The 19087-nt window shown below is 69.7% G+C and carries 25 protein-coding genes, 1 tRNA gene and 1 riboswitch; of the genes, 19 read left to right on the top strand and 7 right to left on the bottom strand.

Translation table 11 applies throughout. The features are described from left to right. A partial coding sequence (locus tag RWP81_RS04860) for a TPM domain-containing protein (protein WP_314452901.1) occupies nucleotides 1-1700 on the bottom strand: 1700 nt, incomplete at its 3' end. 136 nt (nucleotides 1701-1836) lie between these two features. On the opposite strand from RWP81_RS04860, the gene RWP81_RS04855 reads away from it, so the two are divergent. From RWP81_RS04855 to RWP81_RS04835, 5 genes are all read left to right on the top strand, one after another. Then, nucleotides 1837-2670, top strand: a complete 834-nt coding sequence (locus tag RWP81_RS04855; RefSeq protein WP_314452898.1) for a DUF3097 domain-containing protein — start codon at nucleotides 1837-1839, stop codon at nucleotides 2668-2670. A gap of 104 nt (nucleotides 2671-2774) precedes the next feature. Continuing rightward, the gene (gene trmB, locus RWP81_RS04850; protein WP_314452895.1) at nucleotides 2775-3497 is read left to right on the top strand and encodes a tRNA (guanosine(46)-N7)-methyltransferase TrmB; all 723 of its coding nucleotides are present in this window, start codon (nucleotides 2775-2777) and stop codon (nucleotides 3495-3497) included. Next, nucleotides 3494-4354 carry a CPBP family intramembrane glutamic endopeptidase gene (locus RWP81_RS04845; protein WP_314452892.1) on the top strand — a complete coding sequence of 287 codons (861 nt, stop codon included), beginning with the start codon at nucleotides 3494-3496 and terminating at the stop codon, nucleotides 4352-4354. The genes trmB and RWP81_RS04845 overlap by 4 nt, the downstream gene beginning before the upstream one ends. A 201-nt stretch (nucleotides 4355-4555) precedes the next feature. Then, nucleotides 4556-4619: riboswitch (guanidine-III (ykkC-III) riboswitch) on the top strand. A 10-nt stretch (nucleotides 4620-4629) separates the two neighbouring features. Then, complete coding sequence (locus RWP81_RS04840) at nucleotides 4630-4953, top strand: multidrug efflux SMR transporter (RefSeq protein WP_055958207.1); 324 nt, start codon at nucleotides 4630-4632, stop codon at nucleotides 4951-4953. Nucleotides 4954-5083: 130 nt separating this feature from the next. Then, entirely contained in the window at nucleotides 5084-6397 is a 1314-nt protein-coding gene (locus tag RWP81_RS04835) for a hypothetical protein (RefSeq protein ID WP_055958204.1), read from the top strand. 63 nt (nucleotides 6398-6460) lie between these two features. Here the strand turns inward: RWP81_RS04835 and RWP81_RS04830 are convergent, their stop codons facing one another. Beyond that, nucleotides 6461-6745: a hypothetical protein gene (locus RWP81_RS04830; RefSeq protein WP_314452886.1), complete on the bottom strand. Its 285-nt coding sequence runs from the start codon at nucleotides 6743-6745 to the stop codon at nucleotides 6461-6463. 110 nt (nucleotides 6746-6855) lie between these two features. On the opposite strand from RWP81_RS04830, the gene RWP81_RS04825 reads away from it, so the two are divergent. The 5 genes from RWP81_RS04825 to RWP81_RS04805 all read left to right on the top strand — a co-directional run bounded on the left by RWP81_RS04825 (nucleotide 6856) and on the right by RWP81_RS04805 (nucleotide 11907). After that, nucleotides 6856-8031 carry a GAF domain-containing sensor histidine kinase gene (locus RWP81_RS04825; RefSeq protein ID WP_314452883.1) on the top strand — a complete coding sequence of 392 codons (1176 nt, stop codon included), beginning with the start codon at nucleotides 6856-6858 and terminating at the stop codon, nucleotides 8029-8031. A 141-nt stretch (nucleotides 8032-8172) separates the two neighbouring features. Then, entirely contained in the window at nucleotides 8173-8676 is a 504-nt protein-coding gene (locus RWP81_RS04820) for an SRPBCC family protein (protein ID WP_314452880.1), read from the top strand. Beyond that, nucleotides 8673-10154: an NAD(P)/FAD-dependent oxidoreductase gene (locus tag RWP81_RS04815; protein WP_314452877.1), complete on the top strand. Its 1482-nt coding sequence runs from the start codon at nucleotides 8673-8675 to the stop codon at nucleotides 10152-10154. Before RWP81_RS04820 ends, RWP81_RS04815 begins: the two co-directional genes overlap by 4 nt. A 2-nt stretch (nucleotides 10155-10156) precedes the next feature. Then, nucleotides 10157-10987, top strand: coding sequence for a DNA-formamidopyrimidine glycosylase family protein (locus tag RWP81_RS04810; RefSeq protein ID WP_314452873.1), 831 nt, complete (start codon nucleotides 10157-10159; stop codon nucleotides 10985-10987). Nucleotides 10988-11175: 188 nt separating this feature from the next. After that, entirely contained in the window at nucleotides 11176-11907 is a 732-nt protein-coding gene (locus RWP81_RS04805; RefSeq protein WP_314452870.1) for a hypothetical protein, read from the top strand. A 76-nt stretch (nucleotides 11908-11983) separates the two neighbouring features. Here the strand turns inward: RWP81_RS04805 and RWP81_RS04800 are convergent, their stop codons facing one another. The 3 genes from RWP81_RS04800 to RWP81_RS04790 all read right to left on the bottom strand — a co-directional run bounded on the left by RWP81_RS04800 (nucleotide 11984) and on the right by RWP81_RS04790 (nucleotide 12961). Then, a complete protein-coding gene (locus RWP81_RS04800) occupies nucleotides 11984-12133 on the bottom strand; it encodes a hypothetical protein (RefSeq protein WP_314452867.1) in 150 nt (49 codons plus the stop codon). Nucleotides 12134-12234: 101 nt separating this feature from the next. Next, nucleotides 12235-12576 carry a hypothetical protein gene (locus RWP81_RS04795; protein ID WP_314452864.1) on the bottom strand — a complete coding sequence of 114 codons (342 nt, stop codon included), beginning with the start codon at nucleotides 12574-12576 and terminating at the stop codon, nucleotides 12235-12237. Between the two features lies 1 nt (nucleotide 12577). Beyond that, nucleotides 12578-12961: a hypothetical protein gene (locus RWP81_RS04790; RefSeq protein ID WP_314452862.1), complete on the bottom strand. Its 384-nt coding sequence runs from the start codon at nucleotides 12959-12961 to the stop codon at nucleotides 12578-12580. Between the two features lie 113 nt (nucleotides 12962-13074). Here RWP81_RS04790 and RWP81_RS04785 point away from each other — a divergent pair, with 113 nt between their 5' ends. The 4 genes from RWP81_RS04785 (at nucleotide 13075) to RWP81_RS04770 (ending at nucleotide 15730) form a co-directional block, all read left to right on the top strand. Then, nucleotides 13075-13629: a MarR family transcriptional regulator gene (locus tag RWP81_RS04785; RefSeq protein WP_314452859.1), complete on the top strand. Its 555-nt coding sequence runs from the start codon at nucleotides 13075-13077 to the stop codon at nucleotides 13627-13629. A gap of 38 nt (nucleotides 13630-13667) precedes the next feature. Continuing rightward, nucleotides 13668-13805, top strand: a complete 138-nt coding sequence (locus RWP81_RS04780) for a hypothetical protein (RefSeq protein WP_314452855.1) — start codon at nucleotides 13668-13670, stop codon at nucleotides 13803-13805. Nucleotides 13806-13874: 69 nt separating this feature from the next. Further along, nucleotides 13875-14228, top strand: coding sequence for a hypothetical protein (locus RWP81_RS04775; protein ID WP_243223644.1), 354 nt, complete (start codon nucleotides 13875-13877; stop codon nucleotides 14226-14228). 332 nt (nucleotides 14229-14560) lie between these two features. After that, nucleotides 14561-15730 carry an RtcB family protein gene (locus tag RWP81_RS04770; RefSeq protein WP_314452849.1) on the top strand — a complete coding sequence of 390 codons (1170 nt, stop codon included), beginning with the start codon at nucleotides 14561-14563 and terminating at the stop codon, nucleotides 15728-15730. A 71-nt stretch (nucleotides 15731-15801) separates the two neighbouring features. Here RWP81_RS04770 and RWP81_RS04765 read toward each other — a convergent pair whose 3' ends face one another. Beyond that, the gene (locus tag RWP81_RS04765; RefSeq protein WP_055958164.1) at nucleotides 15802-16194 is read right to left on the bottom strand and encodes a DUF5684 domain-containing protein; all 393 of its coding nucleotides are present in this window, start codon (nucleotides 16192-16194) and stop codon (nucleotides 15802-15804) included. A gap of 109 nt (nucleotides 16195-16303) precedes the next feature. On the opposite strand from RWP81_RS04765, the gene RWP81_RS04760 reads away from it, so the two are divergent. From RWP81_RS04760 to RWP81_RS04750, 3 genes are all read left to right on the top strand, one after another. Next, complete coding sequence (locus RWP81_RS04760; protein WP_055958162.1) at nucleotides 16304-16753, top strand: hypothetical protein; 450 nt, start codon at nucleotides 16304-16306, stop codon at nucleotides 16751-16753. 84 nt (nucleotides 16754-16837) lie between these two features. Then, on the top strand, nucleotides 16838-17023 hold the full coding sequence (locus RWP81_RS04755) for a hypothetical protein (RefSeq protein ID WP_156459246.1): 186 nt from the start codon (nucleotides 16838-16840) through the stop codon (nucleotides 17021-17023). A gap of 90 nt (nucleotides 17024-17113) precedes the next feature. Next, nucleotides 17114-17189: transfer RNA gene (locus RWP81_RS04750), tRNA-Arg, on the top strand. Nucleotides 17190-17244: 55 nt separating this feature from the next. Here RWP81_RS04750 and RWP81_RS04745 read toward each other — a convergent pair. Beyond that, complete coding sequence (locus tag RWP81_RS04745; RefSeq protein WP_314452840.1) at nucleotides 17245-17442, bottom strand: DUF2188 domain-containing protein; 198 nt, start codon at nucleotides 17440-17442, stop codon at nucleotides 17245-17247. A gap of 119 nt (nucleotides 17443-17561) precedes the next feature. Here RWP81_RS04745 and RWP81_RS04740 point away from each other — a divergent pair, with 119 nt between their 5' ends. Beyond that, complete coding sequence (locus tag RWP81_RS04740; RefSeq protein ID WP_314452838.1) at nucleotides 17562-17816, top strand: DUF6458 family protein; 255 nt, start codon at nucleotides 17562-17564, stop codon at nucleotides 17814-17816. A 31-nt stretch (nucleotides 17817-17847) separates the two neighbouring features. Continuing rightward, the coding region (locus RWP81_RS04735) for a serine/threonine-protein kinase (RefSeq protein WP_314452836.1) at nucleotides 17848-19087 on the top strand (1240 nt) is incomplete at its 3' end.

Raw genomic sequence — 19087 nt, 5'->3', positions numbered from 1 at the left:
GCCTGCACGACGGCGGCGCCGGCCTCGGCGAGGCGCGTGCGCGGGGTCGGCCCGACGGCTCCCCGCCGCGCGGAGATGAAGTCTTCGGTCGCGGAGACCTGCGCACGCGCCTGCGCGAGCGTGGCGTCGAGCTGGCTTTCGGCGCGCCGACGCCTCTCTGTCTCGTCACGGACCGCGTCGAGGACGGTGTCGATCGTGGTGTTCGCCTGCTGCAGCATGTCGACCGCCCGCGGTGGGCTGGTGCGGGCGCCGCCCAGGGCGCCGCGGGCGGCGTCGAGCTGGCTGCGTGCCGACGTCGTCGCGGCGGCGACACGTCCGTCGGAATCGGGTAGGCGCGCGGCCGCGGCCAGATCGCCCTCGATCTCGGCGACGAGCGCTGCTGCGCGCTGCTGCGCTTCGGTGAGGTCATCGCCCCGCGTCGCGATGGCGCGCTCGAGGGTCTCGGCCTGGGCGACGGCAGCTTGAGCTGCGCGGATCGCCACGGCGGCTTCGCCGGTGCGGCCCTCGCCCAGCGCGGTCTCCGCCGCACGGGACTGCGCGATGCCGAAGTCGAGACGCTCTCGGGCCTGCGCGGGGTTGTCGGCGACGGCCTCGAGGGCGTCGTCGGCGAAGCGTTCGCGCAACCGCACGAGGTCGGCCTCGGCCGTCGTCAATGCGGCGTCGGCCGCTGCCTGCCGCTCCCGCGTGGCCGCGAGGGCCGCCGGGGCGTCGGCCTCGAGGGCGCGGAGCTCGTCGAAGGCCGCGGCCTTGGCATCCAGGGCCTCGTCTGCACTGGTGCACAGGCGGATGATCTCGGCGTACGCGGCGCGCTGCTGCTCGGCGGTCTCGGGCACATCGTCATCGAGCTGCTGCTGAAGCGAGAACGCCCGGTCGAGGTCGGCCTTCGCCTGCGTCAGCACCTCGGTGAACGGCACCGCCGCCTCGTCGCCGAACTGGGCGCGGGCGAAACCGAGCTCCTGCTCGCTGGTCTTGACGGCGTCGTCGGTCGCGACCAGCGCCGAGCCCGCCCGCCGCGACAGATCGTCGATGCTCTCGGTGGGGGCGTTCGTGGTGCCGGCGGCGGCTTGTTTCCGGCGTCGCAGCGCGAACCACACGAGACCGATCGCGATGGCCAGGAGCAGGAGTCCGACGAGCACGATAGGGCCGAGCGCGGGTCCGCCGGAGCTGGCGGGCGAGGGGGGAGGGGCGGGCTCGCCCCCACCGGCCTCGATGTGCGCGGCGCGGATCCCGTCGGCGGCCGAGATGGCGGCTCCCGCGTCGTCGCCCGCCTCGAGGGCCGGCTGCACGCGGTTCTGCTCGATCTCACCGAGCTGCGCGGCGGACAGGTCGCCGTCTTCGGCGTCTCCGGAGAGGTAGTACGCGAAGGTGTCGCCGCTGAGGGCGATGGCGAGCACGTACTGATCGGGACCCAGTTGATTGCGGTTCGCCGTCTCGTTCGCCCAGTCGGCGGCGCCCGGCGGGTCGGTGAACTCCGGCACGTACACGACCCACAGATCGAGCCCGGTCTGCTCGCGCAGCGACACCATGCGGCTCTGGACGGAGGCCTCTTCACCGTCGGTGAGCGCGTCGGCTCCGTCGATCACGTAGCTGGAGCCCAGCGACGGCGGGGGAACCGCGGAGGCACTCAGCGGGGCGACGAGCACGCCGACGGACACGATCAACAGTGTGGCCAGCACGTGTGCCGCCCTGGGCGTTCGCATGCTTCCCCCTTCGGTCGCCGGACTGTCCCACCCTACAAACGACCTCCGACATCCGTGCGTCGCCACGGGACCGGATCGGCGCGTCCGCTGTCAGCGCACAGCACCGCCGCCTAGGCTCGGACCCTCGGAGGTACAGATGGACGACCGCTACGGCACCGATGTGCTCGCCCGCGGCTGGCGCGACGCCGGACGGAAGAAGCCGGCCCAGATCGCGGCATCCACCGACCTGGTCGTCGAGGTCGCCGGTGACGGCTACGTCGGCGCGGTGATCCGCGTCGACGGGATGAACGTCGAGCTGGAGGACCGCTTCGGCAAACGCCGCCTGTTCCCCCTCGGAGGGGGCTTCCTCGTCGACGGCGCGCCGGCCGTGCTCACGGCTCCGGCCCCCGCGGCGAAAGGCCGCACCCGCACGGCATCCGGGTCCTTCGTCGCCGCCGACCAGCGCGCCCGTACCGCGCGGGCCAGCCGGATCTTCGTCGAGGGCAAGCACGACGCCGAACTCGTCGAGAAGGTCTGGGGCGCAGACCTGCGCGCTGAGGGCGTCGTCGTGGAGTTCCTCGAGGGCATCGATCTGCTGGAGCAGACCCTGGATGCCGAGCCCCCCACCGCCGAACGCCGCTACGGCGTGCTGGTCGACCACCTCGTGCCGAACTCGAAGGAGTCGCGCATCGCCGAGAAGATCGCGCGCGGCCGTCACGGCGCCCACGTGCGCATCGTCGGGCACCCCTTCGTCGACGTCTGGCAGTGCGTCACCCCGCGCGCCCTCGGCATCGCCGCGTGGCCCGAGGTGCCCCGGGGCATTGAGTGGAAGGTCGGGGTGTGCCGTGCCCTCGGCTGGCCCGCCGAGGAGCAGGCCGACACCGCCCGCGCGTGGCAGCACATCCTGTCGCGCGTCACGACCTTCCGCGACCTCGAGCCGGCCCTCCTCGGTCGCGTCGAGGAGCTCATCGACTTCGTGACCGTCCCGTGAGCGGCCGTAAGCGTTCCCTCTCGCGTGAGGGGGCGGAATCCGCCGCCTCCGCGTCGGCTGAGCGACACGAAGTGACCCCTCACTCGGCGGATAGCCTGGGAGCCATGGATGCCGCGCCCGTCTTCCGTGACAAGCCGGTGTCGTTCGTGCGTCGCAGCGGCCGCATGTCGGAGGCCCAGGACCGCGCATGGGCCGAGCTGTCGCCCTTCTACCTGCTGCCCGTGGTGCGCGCAGCCGCCACGACCAGCGTCAAGGCCGGTACGGCTGTCGACGTCGAAGAGGTCTTCGGTCGCCGCGCGCGACTGGTCGTGGAGATCGGCTCCGGCCAGGGCCACCAGATCGTCTCGGCCGCAGCCGGCGATCCCGACAGTGACTTCCTGGCCGTCGAGGTGTTCACGGCCGGACTCGCCCGGACGATGCTCGACGCCGACCGCGACGGCGTGAAGAACCTCCGCCTCGTCGAGGCCAACGCGCCCGAGGCCCTCGAACACCTGCTGCCCGCGGCATCCGTCGACGAGCTCTGGGTGTTCTTCCCCGATCCGTGGCACAAGAACAAGCACACGAAGCGCCGTCTCGTCGCCCCCGACTTCGCCCGCGTCGCAGCCCAGGCCGTACGCCCCGGTGGCATCCTGCGCCTGGCCACCGACTGGCAGGACTACGCCGACCAGATGCGCGACGTGCTGGACGCGGCTCCCGGTTTCGAGCGGGCGTTCGAGGGGGAGTGGGCCGACCGCTTCGCGGGGCGCGTGCTCACCGCCTTCGAGAACAAGGGACTGCGCGTCGGGCGCGACATCCGCGACCTCACGTACACGCGGGTCTCGCCGTGACCACGCACACCGCGGTGCCCGTGCGCGAGCGCTCCACGTGGACGCCGAAGCTGATCCCGGCGCTGCTGGTATGCCTGGCCGCACCCGCTCTCTTCGTCGTGCAGGTCGTCTGGCTCGGGTGGGTGCTCCTCGCGCTCGCCGTGGCATCCGGGGTGCTCATCGACCGCCGCGCCGGAGTGCCGCTCGCGCGCGGCGAGGAACCGAGCATCGCCCGCGACGTCTCCCTGATCGCGATCGGTCAGTTCATCGTCAGCCTGATCCCCTTGCAGGCCGAGCTCGACAACGCCGCTTTCGTCCGCTTCACGCTCGCCCTCGGGGGTGCGGTGGTGGTGCCCTACGTCATCTCGCGCTTCGTCTACCGCGATTACGCGATCCGCTTCCCCTGGCGCGGCGGTGGGCGGTGGACGTGGTGGCAGTGGGCGTGGCTGGCCGGCGTCATCGTGCTCGGTTACCTGATCCTGCCGTTCTACTTCATCACCTCGGGCGTCTACATGAACTGGCCCGTCGTGAACACCCCCGATCTCATCGCGCGACTGTTCGTCGGCGTCGGCGCGGTCGGCATCTGGGACGAATTGTTCTTCATCTGCACGGTCTTCGTGCTGCTGCGCCGTCACTTCCCCGACCTCGCCGCCAACCTGCTCCAGGCGATCGTGTTCGTGTCGTTCCTATGGGAGCTGGGGTACCAGGCGTGGGGGCCGCTGCTGACCGTCCCCTTCGCCATCGTGCAGGGGTTCCTCTTCCTCAAGACGCGGTCGCTCTGGTACGTCGTGACGGTTCACCTGTTGTTCGACGCCGTCGTCTTCGGCGTGCTCGTACACGCCCACAACCCCGGCGCGGCATCCATCTTCCTCATCTGACCCCGGATGCCGTGACCCCGGCCGCTCTGTCCGGTCGATTTCGCGTCGCCCCACTTCCCCCCCCCCACGTATAAACGCGATCGGCGCTCACAAACGCGAGCACAGCGTGTTTCTGCGCGTGGGGAGCGTTTATGCGTGGTCGCGGAGAGGGCGGATGCCGGAGGGCACGGGCACTGCCCAGGTGCGCTCGGTATCGTGGCCACCGGACGCCTACCGCGTCACCGGACGAGGGATCAGTACCCGGACAGCGACAAGACTGGCCAAGGAGCACAGTCATGTCGTGGATCATCCTCATCCTCTCCGGTGTCCTCGAGGCCGTGTGGGCCACGGCCCTCGGTCGGTCGGAGGGATTCACCAAGCTCTGGCCGAGCGTGATCTTCGGTGCGGCACTGGTCGTGTCCATGGGAGGCCTCGCCTTCGCGATGCGCGACATCCCCACCGGTACCGCCTACGCGGTGTGGGTGGGAATCGGCGCGGCGCTGACCGTGGTGGTGGCGATGGTCACGGGCGCGGAGGCGATCTCGGTGGTGAAAGTTCTGCTCGTGCTGGGCCTCGTCGGCTGCGTCATCGGCCTCAAGCTCGTCGGAGACACCCACTGACCAGGGGGTTTCCCTGGAAGTCAACGGGATGGAACGCACATTTCCATCCGGTACCATCTGGTTTCCTGCACTTATCCGGGCCCCGACACCGTCGTCACTCGCCCACATCTTCCCTTGTGAAAGGTTCCGAGTGAGCGCACCGCCGAGCGAGCTTGTCTCCCCGACGCGTCCTTCGCGTGTCATCGCACCACCGCGTCGCCTCGATCGCCTGCGCGATTCGCGCATCGGTCGGGCACTGCGCCAGTACGGGCACGACGTCCTGCGCAAGCCCGAGGGCATCGTCCCCATCGAGCGCGGTGCCTTCACGCGCATCCTGCTGCTGTGGGCCGTGGCGCGCGTGGTCAACTTCGGGATGCTGTGGGGCTACTACTCGATCGCGAAGGCCGCGCGCTGGGGTTTCGGTCCTGACGGCGAGCGCCTCGGCACCTTCTTCGACTACCTGACCGGGTGGGACGCCGACCGCTACGGACAGATCGCGGCCGAGGGCTACCCGATGTCGCTCCCGATGAACGTCTCGGGCGACATCCTGCCGAACAACTGGGCGTTCCTCCCCGTCTTCCCCAGCCTGATACGCGCCATCTCGGGTGCGACCGGTCTCGGATGGCAGCCGGTCTCGGTGCTGCTCAGCCTGGGAGCGAGCCTCGGCGCCACCTGGTTGCTGTTCGTGCTCATGCGCACCGTCACCAAGCCCCAGCCGGCCTGGTGGGCGGTGGTGTTCTTCTCCTTCGCACCCATGTCGTTCCTCTTCGTGATCGGCTACAGCGAGGGCCTGTTCATGCTGCTGATGTTCGCCGGCATGCTGCTGGCCATCAAGCGCCGCTACCTGTGGATCCTGCCGATCGGCGTCCTCACCGCGTACACGCGACCCGGCGTGCTCGCTCTCGGCCTCGCCCTGGGCATCGTGTTCCTCGTGCGCTTCTTCCGTCGCAAGGTCGATCCGTTCCCGATGAAGGAATGGGCGCCGCTGATGGCCTCCGGTCTCGCGATCGCGGTGACGGGGCTGTCGTGGAACCACATCGCGCAGTACGTCACCGGCACCCACAACGCGTACATCCGCACCGAGCTCGGCTGGTGGCTCGACTACGTCGGAAACGACGAGTTCACCCCGTTCACCCCGTGGTTCCGGCAAGCCGGGACGCACCTGGGTGTCGTGGGCATCATCCTCGTCATCGCGCTCATCATCGGCTTCCTCGCCCTGATGTGGTCGCGACCGGTACGAAAGCTCGGCCTGATGGTCGTCGCCTACGGCTTCAGCTACGGCGTGTACATCCTCGCGGTGTTCCTGCCGCAGCAGAGCACCTTCCGTCTGCTCATGCCCATGGCACCCCTGCTCGGCGACGAGCGGTGGTCGTCGACACCGCGTCGACGGGTGGCGATCCTCGCCGGCTGCCTCGTTCTCCAGGCCGTGGCGATCCTGCTGCTGTGGACCCGCGGCAACCCGTGATCCCCACCTGACGAAGAAGAGGGCGGAGCCGATGGCTTCGCCCTCTTCTTCGTCGCGGGGTCGTCAGTCGGGACTCCCGCCGGGGTCGACGGCGTCGATCACGTCCTGTTCGACCGCGTTGTCGGCATCCATCTCTGCGGAGCCGACGCCGGAGGTGTCCTCGTCCTGCGCGAACGCGCCGCCGGCGTCGCCGCCCGACGACGGCGCGGGCGCCGTCTCCGGCGGAAGCGGGATCGTGGGCTCCGCCGGGGTGGGCGCCGTCGGCTCGGGGGGGGTGGGCGCGACGGGCTCCCCGGGGGAGGGGGCGCCGGGCTCGGACGGTGTCTGGGGGAACGCGGGGGTGCTCATGGACCGACTCTTCGTGATCCGGTCGGCGCGCGCGAGCCCCTTCCTGATCCGCCCGAGACGGTGTACCGGGACCGTTAGGCTCACGAGGAGGACGACCGCGAGGGGATGACGTGTCGACGGCGCAGGATGTGACCCGGCGGGAAGCGATCGGGCAGTACCGTCTGATCGGCGAACCCACCGAGCCCGACCTCCAGGGTCTCGTGGAGCTCGCCGCGACGGTGTGCCGTGTGCCGACGGCGGTGATCAACATCATCGACGACCGGATGCAGCACCAGGTCGCCGCGGTCGGCGTGCAGGCGGCGTCGTGTGCGCGTGAGGATTCGATGTGCGCGGTCGTGATCTCCGATCCCCGCCGCGTCGTCGTGGCCGACGCCCGCCTCGACGTCCGCTTCGCCACGAACGCGTTCGTCACGGGGGAGATCGCCCTGACGCGCTTCTACGCGTCGAGTCCGCTCATCACCCCGGCGGGCGTCTCCATCGGCACGCTGTGCGTCTTCGACACGGAGGTCGGCGAGTTGTCGGACGCCGCGGCCCACGGTCTCGACCTGCTCGCGGGACAGGTGATCGACGTCCTCGAATTGCGCCGCGTGCAGCGGGATCTGCTGCAGTCGAACGCCCTGCTCGAGGACTTCGCCACACAGATCAGCCACGACCTGCGCAATCCGCTCACGGCGCTGGCCGGCTTTCTCGAGCTCGCCGCCGACAGCCCCGAGATGGGCCAGGCGCCGCGCGCTGCGCAGTCCCTCGCCCGCGCGGAAGCCGCCGCCTCGCGCATGTCGACGATGGTGAGCGACCTGTTGGATTTCGCGCGCATCGGCGGCACACGGCCTCACCTCACCGACGTCGACATCGCCGACACGGTGGATGCCGTGCTGGAAGACCTCGACGGCGCGGTCGTCCGTGCGGGAGCCCGGGTGTCGGTCCACGCTTCCACCTTCGTCCGCGGCGATGGGACCCTGCTGCGCGTGCTGCTGCAGAACCTCATCGCCAACGCGGTGAAGTTCACCGTGGCGGCCGAGAGGGTCCCCGTGATCCGTGTGAGCGTGGAGACGCTGCCCGACGGGTGGCGCGTCAGCGTCGACGACAACGGCGACGCCGTCGCCCCGGAGCTGCGCGATCGGTTGTTCGAACCGATGAAGCGAGGACACGGGTCAGAGGTGCAGGGCATCGGCATCGGTCTGGCGACCTGCCGACGCATCGTCGATGCGCACGGGGGATCGATCGGGCTCGATGTCTCGCCGACGGGCGGTACGCGTGCGTGGTTCGTCCTGCCGGCGACGGGGTGACGCTACCCGTGAGGCGGTACTCGGCCGAGCGCCGCGGCGCAACCTCGGCGACCGCCGACGTCGGCGGGCCGTAGCGTGGGCGATGTCGGGACGGCTCCGTCGCGGCATCCGTCCCATCGCATCGACGAGGAGGAACGATCCATGGCACGCAACGTCCGCCTGATGCACTGCACCCCCGACGACGTGTTCCGCGTCCTCGCCAACGGGTGGCTGTACCCCCTCTGGGTCGTCGGCACCTCGCGCATGCGCGACGTCGGCGATACCTGGCCCGCCGAGGGGGCGACGTTGCACCATTCCTTCGGCTCGTGGCCCCTGGTGGTCGACGACACGACGGTCATGCGCGTGTGGGACCCGCCGTACCGCGCCGTGATGGAGCCGCACGGCGGACCCATCGGCGTCGCCCGTGTCGAGATCGACGTCAAGCCGCGCGGCGACGCGTGCGTCGTGCGCATCCAGGAGGAACCGGTCACCGGCCCCACCAGGATCCTCCCTGACACGGTGTTCGATGCGGTCACACGGTGGCGCAACGCCGAGACGTTGCACCGCCTCGCCTATCTCGCCGAGGGAGGCGCCCCCGGCACCGATGGCGGCGCCGCCGCCATCGGGCACGAGTCCACCGCCCAGAAGGAGCCGATCGACCGATGAGCGAGAGCTACGACGCGATCATCGTCGGTTCGGGCCCGAACGGCCTGGCCGCGGCCGTCACGCTCGCGCGGTCGGGGTTGTCGGTCGCCGTCTACGAGAGGTCGAGGACGTTCGGGGGAGCGGCGTCGACGGCGGAGCTCACGCTCCCGGGTTTCCGCCATGACGTGGGGTCGGCCGTTCATCCGCTGGCTCTGGAGTCGTGGTTCTTCCGCGAGTTCGGCCTCGATCGCCGCATCCGCCTGACCGTCCCCGAGATCTCCTACGCCCATCCGCTCGACGGGGGGCGGGCGGGCCTCGCCTTCCGCGACCTCGCCCGAACGTCGGAGGGGCTCGGTGTCGACGGGCCCGCTTACGAGCGCCTCATGCGTCCGCTCGTCGACCACCTCCGTGGGGTCGCCGACTTCACGGGCAATGCGCTGCTGCGCATACCGGGTGACCCGCTCGCGGCGTTCTTCTTCGGCATCCGCGCTCTCGAGCAGGGGGGACCCTGGTGGAATGCGCGCTTTCGCGAAGAGGTCGCACCGAGCTTGATCACGGGCGTGTCAGCCCACACGATCCTGCATCAGCCGAGCCTCGCCGCCGGGGGCGCGGGACTCGTGCTCGCCACCTACGGGCACGGGCGCGGGTGGCCGATACCGGTGGGCGGCAGCCAAGCGATCGCCGATGCCATGATCGCCGACATCAGGGCGCACGGCGGAGTGCTGCGCGCCGGTGTCGAGGTCACCTCCCTCGAGGAGCTCCCGCCCGCTCGCGCAGTGCTGCTCGACACCACTCCGCGCGCCCTGGTCGCCTTGGCGGGAGAGCGGATGCCGGCGGCCTACCGTCGGGCCCTCGAACGCTTCCGCTATGGGGGCGGTGTCGCGAAGGTCGACTTCGCGCTGTCGGAGCCCGTGCCCTGGACGAACGCCGACGTCGCGCGGGCGGGAACAGTGCACCTGGGCGGAACCAGAGCCGAGATCTCCGCCGCCGAGAACGCCGTCGCCCGCGGGGACCTCCCCGATGCGCCGTATGTGCTGGCGGCGCAGCCGACGCTGTTCGACCCGACGCGCGCGCCCGCCGGTACGCACGTTTTCTGGGCCTACACGCACGTGCCGGCGGGCAGCCCCGCCGACCGCGAGGCGGCCGTCGTGGCGCAGATCGAGCGCTTCGCCCCGGGCTTCCGCGACACGATCCTCGCCTCCGCGTCACGCACGGCGGTCGACGTGGAGGCGTGGAACCCGAATTTCCCCGGCGGAGACATCTCCGCGGGTGCTCCGACCCTGACGCAGCTCCTCGGCCGGCCGGTCTACAGCCCCGATCCGTGGCGCACGCCCATGAAGGGCGTCTATCTGTGCTCGTCATCGACGAGTCCCGGTCCCGGCGTACACGGTCTCGCGGGGTGGCAGGCGGCGCTCAGTGCCCTGCGGCACGAATTCGGCACGCGCCTCCGCCCCGATCTGGCGCCGCGCGCGGACCAGCTCTCGCCGACGGCTCCCTGACGGTGCCCGAGGGGGACAGCGTCTACCGTCTGCGCCAGCGCCTGGATGCCGCGACCTGCGGCATCTGCGTGATCGACGGCGAACTGCGGTCCGGCAACGGCGCGGGGGTCTCGCTCGCGGGACGATCGATCATCGCGCACGACACCCACGGCAAGCACCTGCTCACGCGCTTCGACGACCTTTCGACCCTCCACACCCATCTGCGCATGCAGGGCAGCTGGACGATCACACGGGCGGGTCGGGCGCTGCCCTCCGCGGCGCGTGAGAAGGCTCGCGTGCGCCTCCGCCTCGAAGACGGGCGGGAGGTGTGGGGCCTCGACCTCCCGGTGGTCGACCTCCTCCCCACCGCCCGGGAGCACGATGTCGTCGGGCATCTCGGTCCCGACCCCCTGCGGGAGGACTGGGACGCGGCTGAAGCAGTCCGCCGGTTGTCGGCGCGTCCCGACCGTCCGTTCGTGGCGGCGCTGCTGGACCAGACGCGCATCGCAGGACTCGGCAACCTGTGGGTGAACGAGCTGGCCTTCCTGCGCGGTGTCCATCCCTTCGCCCCGATCGGGGCCACCGACCTCGGTGCGCTCGTCGCGCTCGCCGCGCGATGCCTGCGGATCTCGGCGACGGTGCCGGGCATGTACCAGGTGACCACCGGCGATCGTCGCAAGGGATCGTCGCACTGGGTCGCTGGCCGGGCGGGGCGACCGTGCCTCCGCTGCGGGACGCGGGTGCGCGTGCGCGACGAGGTGGCGAACGACCCCGAGCAGCGTCGCACCTGGTGGTGCCCCCGATGTCAGCCGGTGCCATCGGGCGACGGGGCGGGAACTCGGGAGCAGGCGTAGACCGATGCTGCCGGCGCCCACGGTGCCTGACATGCGTCACGCGGGTGACGTGTCCGAGCGTCCTGTACGCATCGACGGGTGAACCACGGCTCGTGAGTCCTCGCCCCTGGGCGAAGAGGCGGGCGGCGACGAGGAAAGCTGCCACGCTCGGCGAGACGGAAAGAGTCCGCGAGCGAAGGGACGGCAACATGACGAAAGAGGCTTTCGCCGACGAGCGTGGGAGCGAGGTCGACTCCCACGCGATGTCTCGACGTGCTGTCGTCACCACCGCCGCGTGGGCGGTGCCGGCGATCATCGTCACCACCGCCTCACCCGCTTCGGCGGCGAGTACGTCCGCTCTGACACTGACTTTCTCGCAGGTGTCCGACGTGCCCGTCGGCGGCAGCGTGAGTGTCACGGAAAAGTACGAGGGTGCGGTGCGCGGTCAGAGGCTGACCTTGTCGAGCTCCGACGCCAACGTCGCGCTGGCTCGGACGAGCTTCTCCCTGACGACCGCGGGGACGTTCTCCACGACGGCGTCGGTCGCCCGCGTGAAGACATCGCAGACCGCCAGCATCACCGCCCTCTCGAACGGTCTCGCCACCACGGCGTCCTTCTCTTACGTCTTCGTCCCCGTGGCTTCCATCACGGTGAACCTCTCGAGGTCGTTCTCCGGTGACACCAACCAGTACTACATCAACGTGTCCGGAACGCTGAAAAGCGCGAGCGGCAGCGGTGTCCCCTATCGCACGGTGTCCGTCGTTGCCAGCGAAGGGGGCACGTGGCGCGATCAGCTCGGGGGGAGCACCCCTGACAGCTCAGACCGCGGGAGCTACACGACGCAGTTGTTCCTCAATCCCGGGGGTGCGCGAACGATTACCTTCACCGTGTCGTGCGAGGGCGTTTCGACCACAGCGTCCATCTCTATCGCGGGCTCGTAGACGGCGTCTGCAACCCGCGCTCCAGGCCGCGCACCTCCGGGACGGAGGGAGCGAGACCTGACCGGGTGGAGGACGGTCAGCCGATGTCGCCGGTGGGGGAACCGCCCGTTGTCACCGCGTCGTCTGCATCCTGCTGGGCGGCGGCACCTTCCTCCGGTGACTCGCTGCCCGCGCCGTTCGACTGCGAGTCGGGAGCGTCATCGGGGTGTGCGTGGCGATCGGCCATGGAGGACTCCGTTCTTCGGTGGAGTGACGACCGTGGCACGCGTTGCGTGCCGTGTACAGGGGGTCGACATCGATCGTGCTGACGGCCAGCGGGAGATTGTTTCAGAGGTAGGGCGCCATCGCCCCGGCGGTGAGCGCGAACGCGAGCGCGGTCGAGCCGAGAGCCGTAGCGGCCACCAAAGACGTGCGGTCCATTTTCCGACGCCGTGCCGTATTCGTGGGGTGCGTCGTAGAACGCAGCGATGCCTTCGCTTCGGCGAGCACGTCGTACCGGCCGATGGGGACGCCGTGGGCATCACGCGCGACGAAGCCCCCGGCGACGGCGTCGACGCAGCCGAAGTACTCACCGCCACGGTGAGCGACCCAGAAGCCGGTGTCGACCTTCGCCCAGAGGATGCGGACGGTCGAAAGGGGAGCGACGGGAGGCGCAGAGGTGATGGTCACGTCAGGCCGCCGCAGAAAGTGCGGCGCGACGACCGGAGCGGTCAGCCGAGCGGACGGGCGCGGGGCGCGGGGCGGCCTCGGCCGTGGGGATGTCGGCGTCGAGCTCGACGATGAGACCCGCGGAGGAGCCCGCCATGTCCGCCATGGTCCTCAGCGTCGCGGCGTCGAGGGATTCGGGCTCCGCGGCATCGAAGACGAAGCGCAGCGGGATCGCCGGCTGCAGCCAGAGGGTGGAACGACCGGGGGCGCCGTCGACGTGGGTCCAGCTGAGGGTGAAGCTCTCGCTGCGGCGGAGCTTGGTGGTTGTGACCACCTTGAGGTGTGAGAGCAGGCGGTCGGGAATCTGGATCGATTCGGTCGACGTTCCGTAATACAGGTGGCCCATGGGGTGCTCCCTTCGAAAGCGATTAGCTATGTTGAGAACATACTCGCTTAGTAACTAGTTTGCCTAACTATTATTTGCGCTGTATAGTCGCGATACGAGCGGAGGGGTGTGACATGACGGACGTCGAAACCACGCCCCGCGCACCCTCGACAGCGGAATCCGTCCGCGAGGTGACGTACTGGTACGGCGGCGAGCCGGCGGACCGTCGTCAGCGCAGCAAGGCCGTGCTCGAATCCCTCCGGGTCTACCGCGCCGCCGAGGTGGCAATGCGGCGACGCACGCGCGACTCGATGTCGATGGGTGAGAACGAGCTGCTGGTGTTGCGTTACCTGCTTCGCGACCAGAAGAGGCAGGTCCGTCCGGGGGAGCTGACTCGGTATCTGGGACTGTCGACGGCGTCTACGACGGCGATCCTCGACCGGTTGGAACGCTCCGGCCACATCACGCGCTCCGCCAACCCCGACGACCGCCGCAGCATCTTCATCGCGGTCACGCCGCGGGCTGACGAAGAAGTTCGGCAGACGCTGGGGAACATGCACGACCGAATGCTGGCTGCGGTCATCGACATGACGCCCGACGAGTCGGCGGCCGTCGTCGCTTTCCTGCGGCGCATGAGCGACGCCGTCGACGGTGTAGCCGCCGAGGCGCCCGCGGTCGATTCGCCGTGATCTACGTGCTCGTCGGCGGACCGCGCGACGGACAACACGTGGACGACCTGCCTCGTGGCTACCGACTGTCGCTCGACGACCCGCAACCCGAACCTTTCGGCGACTTCGACACCGTGCGCGCGGTGTGGTTCGAGCTCGACGAGGCGATGTTCCGGTCGTCCCAGCGCAGGGGCTGAGTCGTACCCCACCGGTCGTATCCCGGCAACCCACCCCCTCGCCGTGCGACCGGACCCCAGGGTGGAGGGATGCGATGCGTGACCTATGCCGGTGAGACCGTGATGACCACAGACGACGTCGCCGCGTCGCTGATCGAGCTGACCGCGGCAGTCGCGAAAGAGGGGCAGGCCGAAGCGGTCAGCATCCCCATCGTCACGGACGCGAAGAAGGTCGCCCAGGCGGAACTGGTGATCGGCGTCGGTAACGACGTGCTCTCGGCTCCCCTCGAGTGGGATGACGAAGAGCCGGATTTCACCGCCGCGGCCGAGGAGCTGCGGACCCACCGTCTCTTCCCCCGTGCGCGCCTCCGCGCCGTCGAGCCCGACCCCGGGACGGACGACGAACCGATCGACTGGGACTTCGACCAGCCCACCCAGGCCTGATCCCACGCCGGTGAACCTCCGGGCGATGTGTGGGGCGGAAGCCTTGCGATGGGCGTGCGGCATCCACTAAGTTCGCAAGTCCGTGCCGATTGGCGCGACGAGTCGAGAAAGGACGAGGCGATGACCGCTAAGCGCGATCTGCGTCCGGAGCAGCAGCAGTACCTGCCGTTCCTCCCCTCGTCGTACCCTCCGGCGCCGGTCGTCTAGACACTGTCTTCTCACGCCCCGCACCGTCAGGTCGGGGCGTTTCTCTTTCCCTTTCGAGTGGGGGAGTGCGCTCAGGTCTGTGGCTCACTCACCGCGCAGCAGCGCATCACCGAAGGAAAGGATCCATGCAGAAGCTCAACGAACGACTCGTGTCGTGGGCGAGCCTGATCGATGACAAGACCATCGAACAGGCCCGCACCTCATCGCGCATGCCGTTCATCTACCCCCACCTGGCCCTCATGCCCGACGCCCACCTCGGGCTCGGCGCGACGGTCGGCTCGGTCATCCCGACGCGTGGGGCCGTCATGCCCGCGGCTGTCGGCGTCGACATCGGCTGCGGCATGATCGCCGTCAGGACGCAGTTCGCGGCCAACGACCTCGCCGGTCGCGATCTCGCAGAGCTCCGTCAGCAGATCGAACGGGCCATCCCGCTCTCGGCCGGGCGCGACAACCGCAAGATCGTCGCCACCGCCGAGCCGCGCATCGCCGAGCTCGAAGCTCTCGCCGAGACGGCCGAGTTCGACCCGACGTCGTACGCCGGTCACTGGCGCAACCAGCTGGGTTCGCTGGGCAGCGGCAACCACTTCATCGAAATCTCGCTGGACGAGAACGACGACGTGTGGATGTTCCTGCACTCGGGGTCGCGGGGCGTCGGCAACCGCATCGCGCAGCATCACATCAAGGTGGCGCAGCGCCTCGCGCAGCAATGGTGGATCGAGCTCCCGCATCCCGATCTGGCTTACCTCGTCGAAGGCACGCCCGAGTTCGCCCGGTACATCCGGGAGCTGCGATGGGCTCAGCACTTCGCCCTGCTGAATCGGGAGGAGATGATGGACCGTGTCTCGAATCAGCTCGGTCGCTTCCTCGACACCCCCGTCGAAGAGCGCGAGCGGATCAATTGCCACCACAACTTCACCGAGTCCGAGCGGCACTTCGGTAAGCAGGTGTGGGTGTCGCGCAAGGGCGCGATCATGGCCGATGCCGGGCGTCCGGGTCTCATCCCCGGGTCGATGGGCACGGCCTCGTACGTGGTCGAGGGTCGGGGCAACCCGGTCGCGTTGAACTCGTCACCGCACGGAGCGGGTCGGGAATACTCCCGGTCGGCGGCCCGAAAGACCTTCACGCACGAGCAGTTGCGCGAGGCGATGACGGGGATCGAATACCGCGACACCGAGGCGTTCATCGACGAGATACCGCAGGCCTACCAGCCGATCGATCGGGTGATGGCGGATGCTGCCGACCTGGTGACGATCCGTCACACGCTGCGGCAGATCGTCAACGTGAAGGGGGATTGAGAGAGACCGGATGCCACGGGGCGACCCCGTGGCATCCGTCTTCTTCATATGGCGTGGCGGCCGCCTCGCCCTCAGATGCGCTCGGGGCGGTACTTGTCGTCGCTGAAGCCGATGATGAGGTAGCCGACGACGTAGAGGAACACGAGCAGGAAGAGCGAGAACACCCAACCGTGTCCGAAGGCTCGCCCGACTCGCAGTTGGACGATGATGTGGAAAACGACACCCACGATCGGGACGATGTAGAGCAGGGCGAACCACCCGGAGAACCCGGCGATCTTGGTCAGGAAGACGATGTTGACGATCGGGATGATCGCCAGCCAGCCGGGGTGCCCGGCCTTGGTGAAGACCTTCCACAACGCCACGACCGTGAGGACGTAGAGGGCGACGGCGAGGAACGACGTGGTGCCGCTCAGGGCGAAGATGGAGGTCTGATCGGTGATCGATGACGGCGACGAGGTCAGCATGCGCTCATCGTAGGGCCCCGCTGTTGCGCGCGAAGTCTCCTGCGCGACGAGCCGGCGCGCGAACCCGGGGTTACCCTCTGGGGAGGACGAGGGCACGGGCGGTGACGGGATGAGCGAGCGCAGGTTCGAGTGGGGCGGGTTGGGCGCCGACCGCGGTGATTACGTCACCGCGGCAGAAGCCCTCGCCATGCTCGAGGTGCTCTGCATCGCCCAGGCCGATCTCGAGGTGACCACGGCCCTCAGGAGTGGCGCGGCGTGGGCGCGGTTCGAACGGAACGAGCGCTGGGCGCTCGTATCGACGCCCGGATCCCGGTGGTTCTCGGTCGAGACCGACACGGGACACCGGCTGCAGCTGGTCGACGCGAACTCGTCGAAAGACCAGAGCGCGCAGCTGCTCGCCGCCTACGTCGACATCGCCGAGGCGTACGTCCGCGGCGACGCGCAGCCGGCGCGCGGGCGGGGATGGGGAGGCTCGATCCTCGCCCTCGACGTGAACGGGCGACAGGTGATCCTGACCCAGCCGCTCTCGCGGCGCCTGCGCGCCATGCTGGGTCGCTAAGCCCGCAAGCGTCCCCGGTCAAGCCGCTGCGTCCGTTCGCTCGAGCTTGCGAGGGTGGAGGTCCACGTGACGAAGGGAAACCCCATGAGCGACCCGCAGAACTCCGCCCCCGCGGAAGACCCGACCGACGACGCCGCCGACCTCGGCGACGACCCCACGGTCCGGCCGAGCCAGGAGAACGACCCCGAAGAGGCGTCGAAGGCTCCCACGAAGGACGACCCCAACGCCGACCACCAGGCCACCGGCATCGGCGTCGTCGGCGACGAGTGATCCGGATGCCGCGGGGCGGCCGCAGGCGTCCACGGCGCCGCCCCGCGTCGTCGGGGTGCGCTGCGCCGCGGTGATAACCTGGAGCCGTCCGCCTCCGTAGCTCAGGGGATAGAGCGTTGGTTTCCGGTACCAAAGGTCGCTGGTTCGATTCCAGTCGGGGGCACCACCACGAATGAGGCCGCGATCCACGATCGCGGCCTCTTTCGTCGTCTCCGTCGCGGTCACTCTTCGTCGGTGACCGCCCCGGTCGGCTCGGCATCCTCGACGATGTGCTCGGAACCGAGCTCGTCCGCTGTGGCGCGCCCCTGATCGACCGCCTCCTGCTTGCTCGAGAAGCTGGCCGACAGCTCGGGGCGGCCCTCGACCGCGTTCTCCCACTGGCCGCGGTTGGATCGGGTGGTCACATCGTTCTGGCTCATGGCATCCATGTCACACCCCAGCCCGGGGAGTCGCACCCGTCTTGACAGGCGTTGTCAAGAGCATGCCCGGGCGGGGGTGATCCTTGCCATGCTGAGAACTCCTTCGAAAGGGGTCTGACATGAGCATCGGAGCCGGCATCGCCCTGTTCGTCATCGGGGCCATCCTCGCCTTCGCGGTGAACCTTCCCAACGAGTACGTCAGTCTGAGCATGATCGGCTACATCATGATGGGCGCCGGCTTCGTCGTCTTCTTGATCGGCATCGTGCTGTTGGCGAAGCGGCGTCAGACCGACACGGTCACGCGCACCGAGGGAGTGGGCGGCGCCCAGGTCACCCGTTCGACCACGCGATCCTCCAACGACGACCTCGTCTGATGCGCTCGGGGCCGCACCCCGGGACAAGATGGTGAGCGAGCAGACACCCACGGCCGCCGACCCGGTCGACGGCGAGTTGCTCGACGGCCGCTACCGCGTGGGCCGCCTTCTCGGCCGCGGCGGCTACGCGCGGGTCCACGAAGCCGTCGACACGGCGCTGCAGCGGAGCGTCGCTCTCAAGATCTTCGATGGCGACGGCGCCGATCCCTCGGATGTCGCGCGTGTCCGGTCGGAGATACGCCTGCTCGCGTCGGTGTCGCATCCGTCTCTGGTGACCCTCTACGACGCCAGACTCTCGGGGAGCCCGGCCTACCTCGTCATGGAGCTGATCTCGGGACCCACGCTGTCGGACCGCATCGCGCGCGGTCCGCTCCCCGCACGAGAGGTCGCTCTCATCGGCTGCGAGATCGCCGAGGCCTTCGCCGTCATCCACGCGCGCGGGATCGTGCATCGCGACGTGAAGCCGTCGAACATCCTCATCCGCCCCGCCGCCCATGTGGGTCAGACGCCACGGGCGACCCTCGCCGACTTCGGCATCGCGGCCCTGGTGGGAGCCACTCGTGTCACCCGGGCCGACACCGTCATCGGCACCGCCGCCTATCTCAGTCCCGAGCAGGCGCGCGGCCTTCCGGCGGCCCCCACGAGCGACGTGTACGCCCTCGGGCTCGTGCTGCTCGAAGCGCTGACCGGATCGCGCCCGTTCGGGTCGCGCACCCCCCACGAAGCGCTCGCGGCACGGCTCGTCTCGACGCCCGGGATCCCCGCGCACGTTCCGCCGGCGTGGCGAGAGGTGCTCCAGCGCATGACCGCCCTCGAACCCGCGGAGAGACCGGATGCCGCGGGCGTGATCAGGGCGCTGCGCACCGTCGCGGGCACATCGGCGCCGTCGCTCGATGCGCGAACGGCGGTCCTGCCGCACGCGACGGCTCCGACGCCGTCGTTCGACGCGGGCGACGACCGCACGCGAGTGCTTCCGCTATCCGACAGCCACCCCTCGTCGCCGGGCGCGGACCGCACGCAGGTGCTTTCGCCGGCGGGCGGCGGCCCGTCGCACAGCGCGTCCGCGGGCGGCGGTTCGCGCTCCGTGGCGCCGGCGTCCCGCCGCGGGTCCAGGAAGAATGTCGTGGTCGCATCCGTCGTGGCCGTCATCCTCGCCGTGGGAGCGGTGGTGGTCGCCGTCTCGGTCTCGGGTTCGGGTGCCCCCGGCCGGCCCGACCTGCCGGCGCTCCCGCAGCCGCTCGACCAGCACATGGAGGAGCTGTGGACGGAGG

The sequence above is a fragment of the uncultured Microbacterium sp. genome (assembly GCF_963521695.1).
GTDB lineage: Bacteria > Actinomycetota > Actinomycetes > Actinomycetales > Microbacteriaceae > Microbacterium.
This window is presented reverse-complemented; position numbering and strand designations above follow the sequence as displayed.

Coding starts and splice junctions, on each gene's coding strand:
- RWP81_RS04855 (WP_314452898.1), top strand. CDS start 1,837: ATGGACGACCGCTACGGCACCGATGTGCTCGCCCGCGGCTGGCGCGAC.
- trmB (WP_314452895.1), top strand. CDS start 2,775: ATGGATGCCGCGCCCGTCTTCCGTGACAAGCCGGTGTCGTTCGTGCGT.
- RWP81_RS04840 (WP_055958207.1), top strand. CDS start 4,630: ATGTCGTGGATCATCCTCATCCTCTCCGGTGTCCTCGAGGCCGTGTGG.
- RWP81_RS04830 (WP_314452886.1), bottom strand. CDS start 6,745: ATGAGCACCCCCGCGTTCCCCCAGACACCGTCCGAGCCCGGCGCCCCC.
- RWP81_RS04820 (WP_314452880.1), top strand. CDS start 8,173: ATGGCACGCAACGTCCGCCTGATGCACTGCACCCCCGACGACGTGTTC.
- RWP81_RS04815 (WP_314452877.1), top strand. CDS start 8,673: ATGAGCGAGAGCTACGACGCGATCATCGTCGGTTCGGGCCCGAACGGC.
- RWP81_RS04805 (WP_314452870.1), top strand. CDS start 11,176: ATGACGAAAGAGGCTTTCGCCGACGAGCGTGGGAGCGAGGTCGACTCC.
- RWP81_RS04800 (WP_314452867.1), bottom strand. CDS start 12,133: ATGGCCGATCGCCACGCACACCCCGATGACGCTCCCGACTCGCAGTCG.
- RWP81_RS04790 (WP_314452862.1), bottom strand. CDS start 12,961: ATGGGCCACCTGTATTACGGAACGTCGACCGAATCGATCCAGATTCCC.
- RWP81_RS04785 (WP_314452859.1), top strand. CDS start 13,075: ATGACGGACGTCGAAACCACGCCCCGCGCACCCTCGACAGCGGAATCC.
- RWP81_RS04775 (WP_243223644.1), top strand. CDS start 13,875: ATGCGATGCGTGACCTATGCCGGTGAGACCGTGATGACCACAGACGAC.
- RWP81_RS04770 (WP_314452849.1), top strand. CDS start 14,561: ATGCAGAAGCTCAACGAACGACTCGTGTCGTGGGCGAGCCTGATCGAT.
- RWP81_RS04765 (WP_055958164.1), bottom strand. CDS start 16,194: ATGCTGACCTCGTCGCCGTCATCGATCACCGATCAGACCTCCATCTTC.
- RWP81_RS04760 (WP_055958162.1), top strand. CDS start 16,304: ATGAGCGAGCGCAGGTTCGAGTGGGGCGGGTTGGGCGCCGACCGCGGT.
- RWP81_RS04755 (WP_156459246.1), top strand. CDS start 16,838: ATGAGCGACCCGCAGAACTCCGCCCCCGCGGAAGACCCGACCGACGAC.
- RWP81_RS04745 (WP_314452840.1), bottom strand. CDS start 17,442: ATGAGCCAGAACGATGTGACCACCCGATCCAACCGCGGCCAGTGGGAG.
- RWP81_RS04740 (WP_314452838.1), top strand. CDS start 17,562: ATGAGCATCGGAGCCGGCATCGCCCTGTTCGTCATCGGGGCCATCCTC.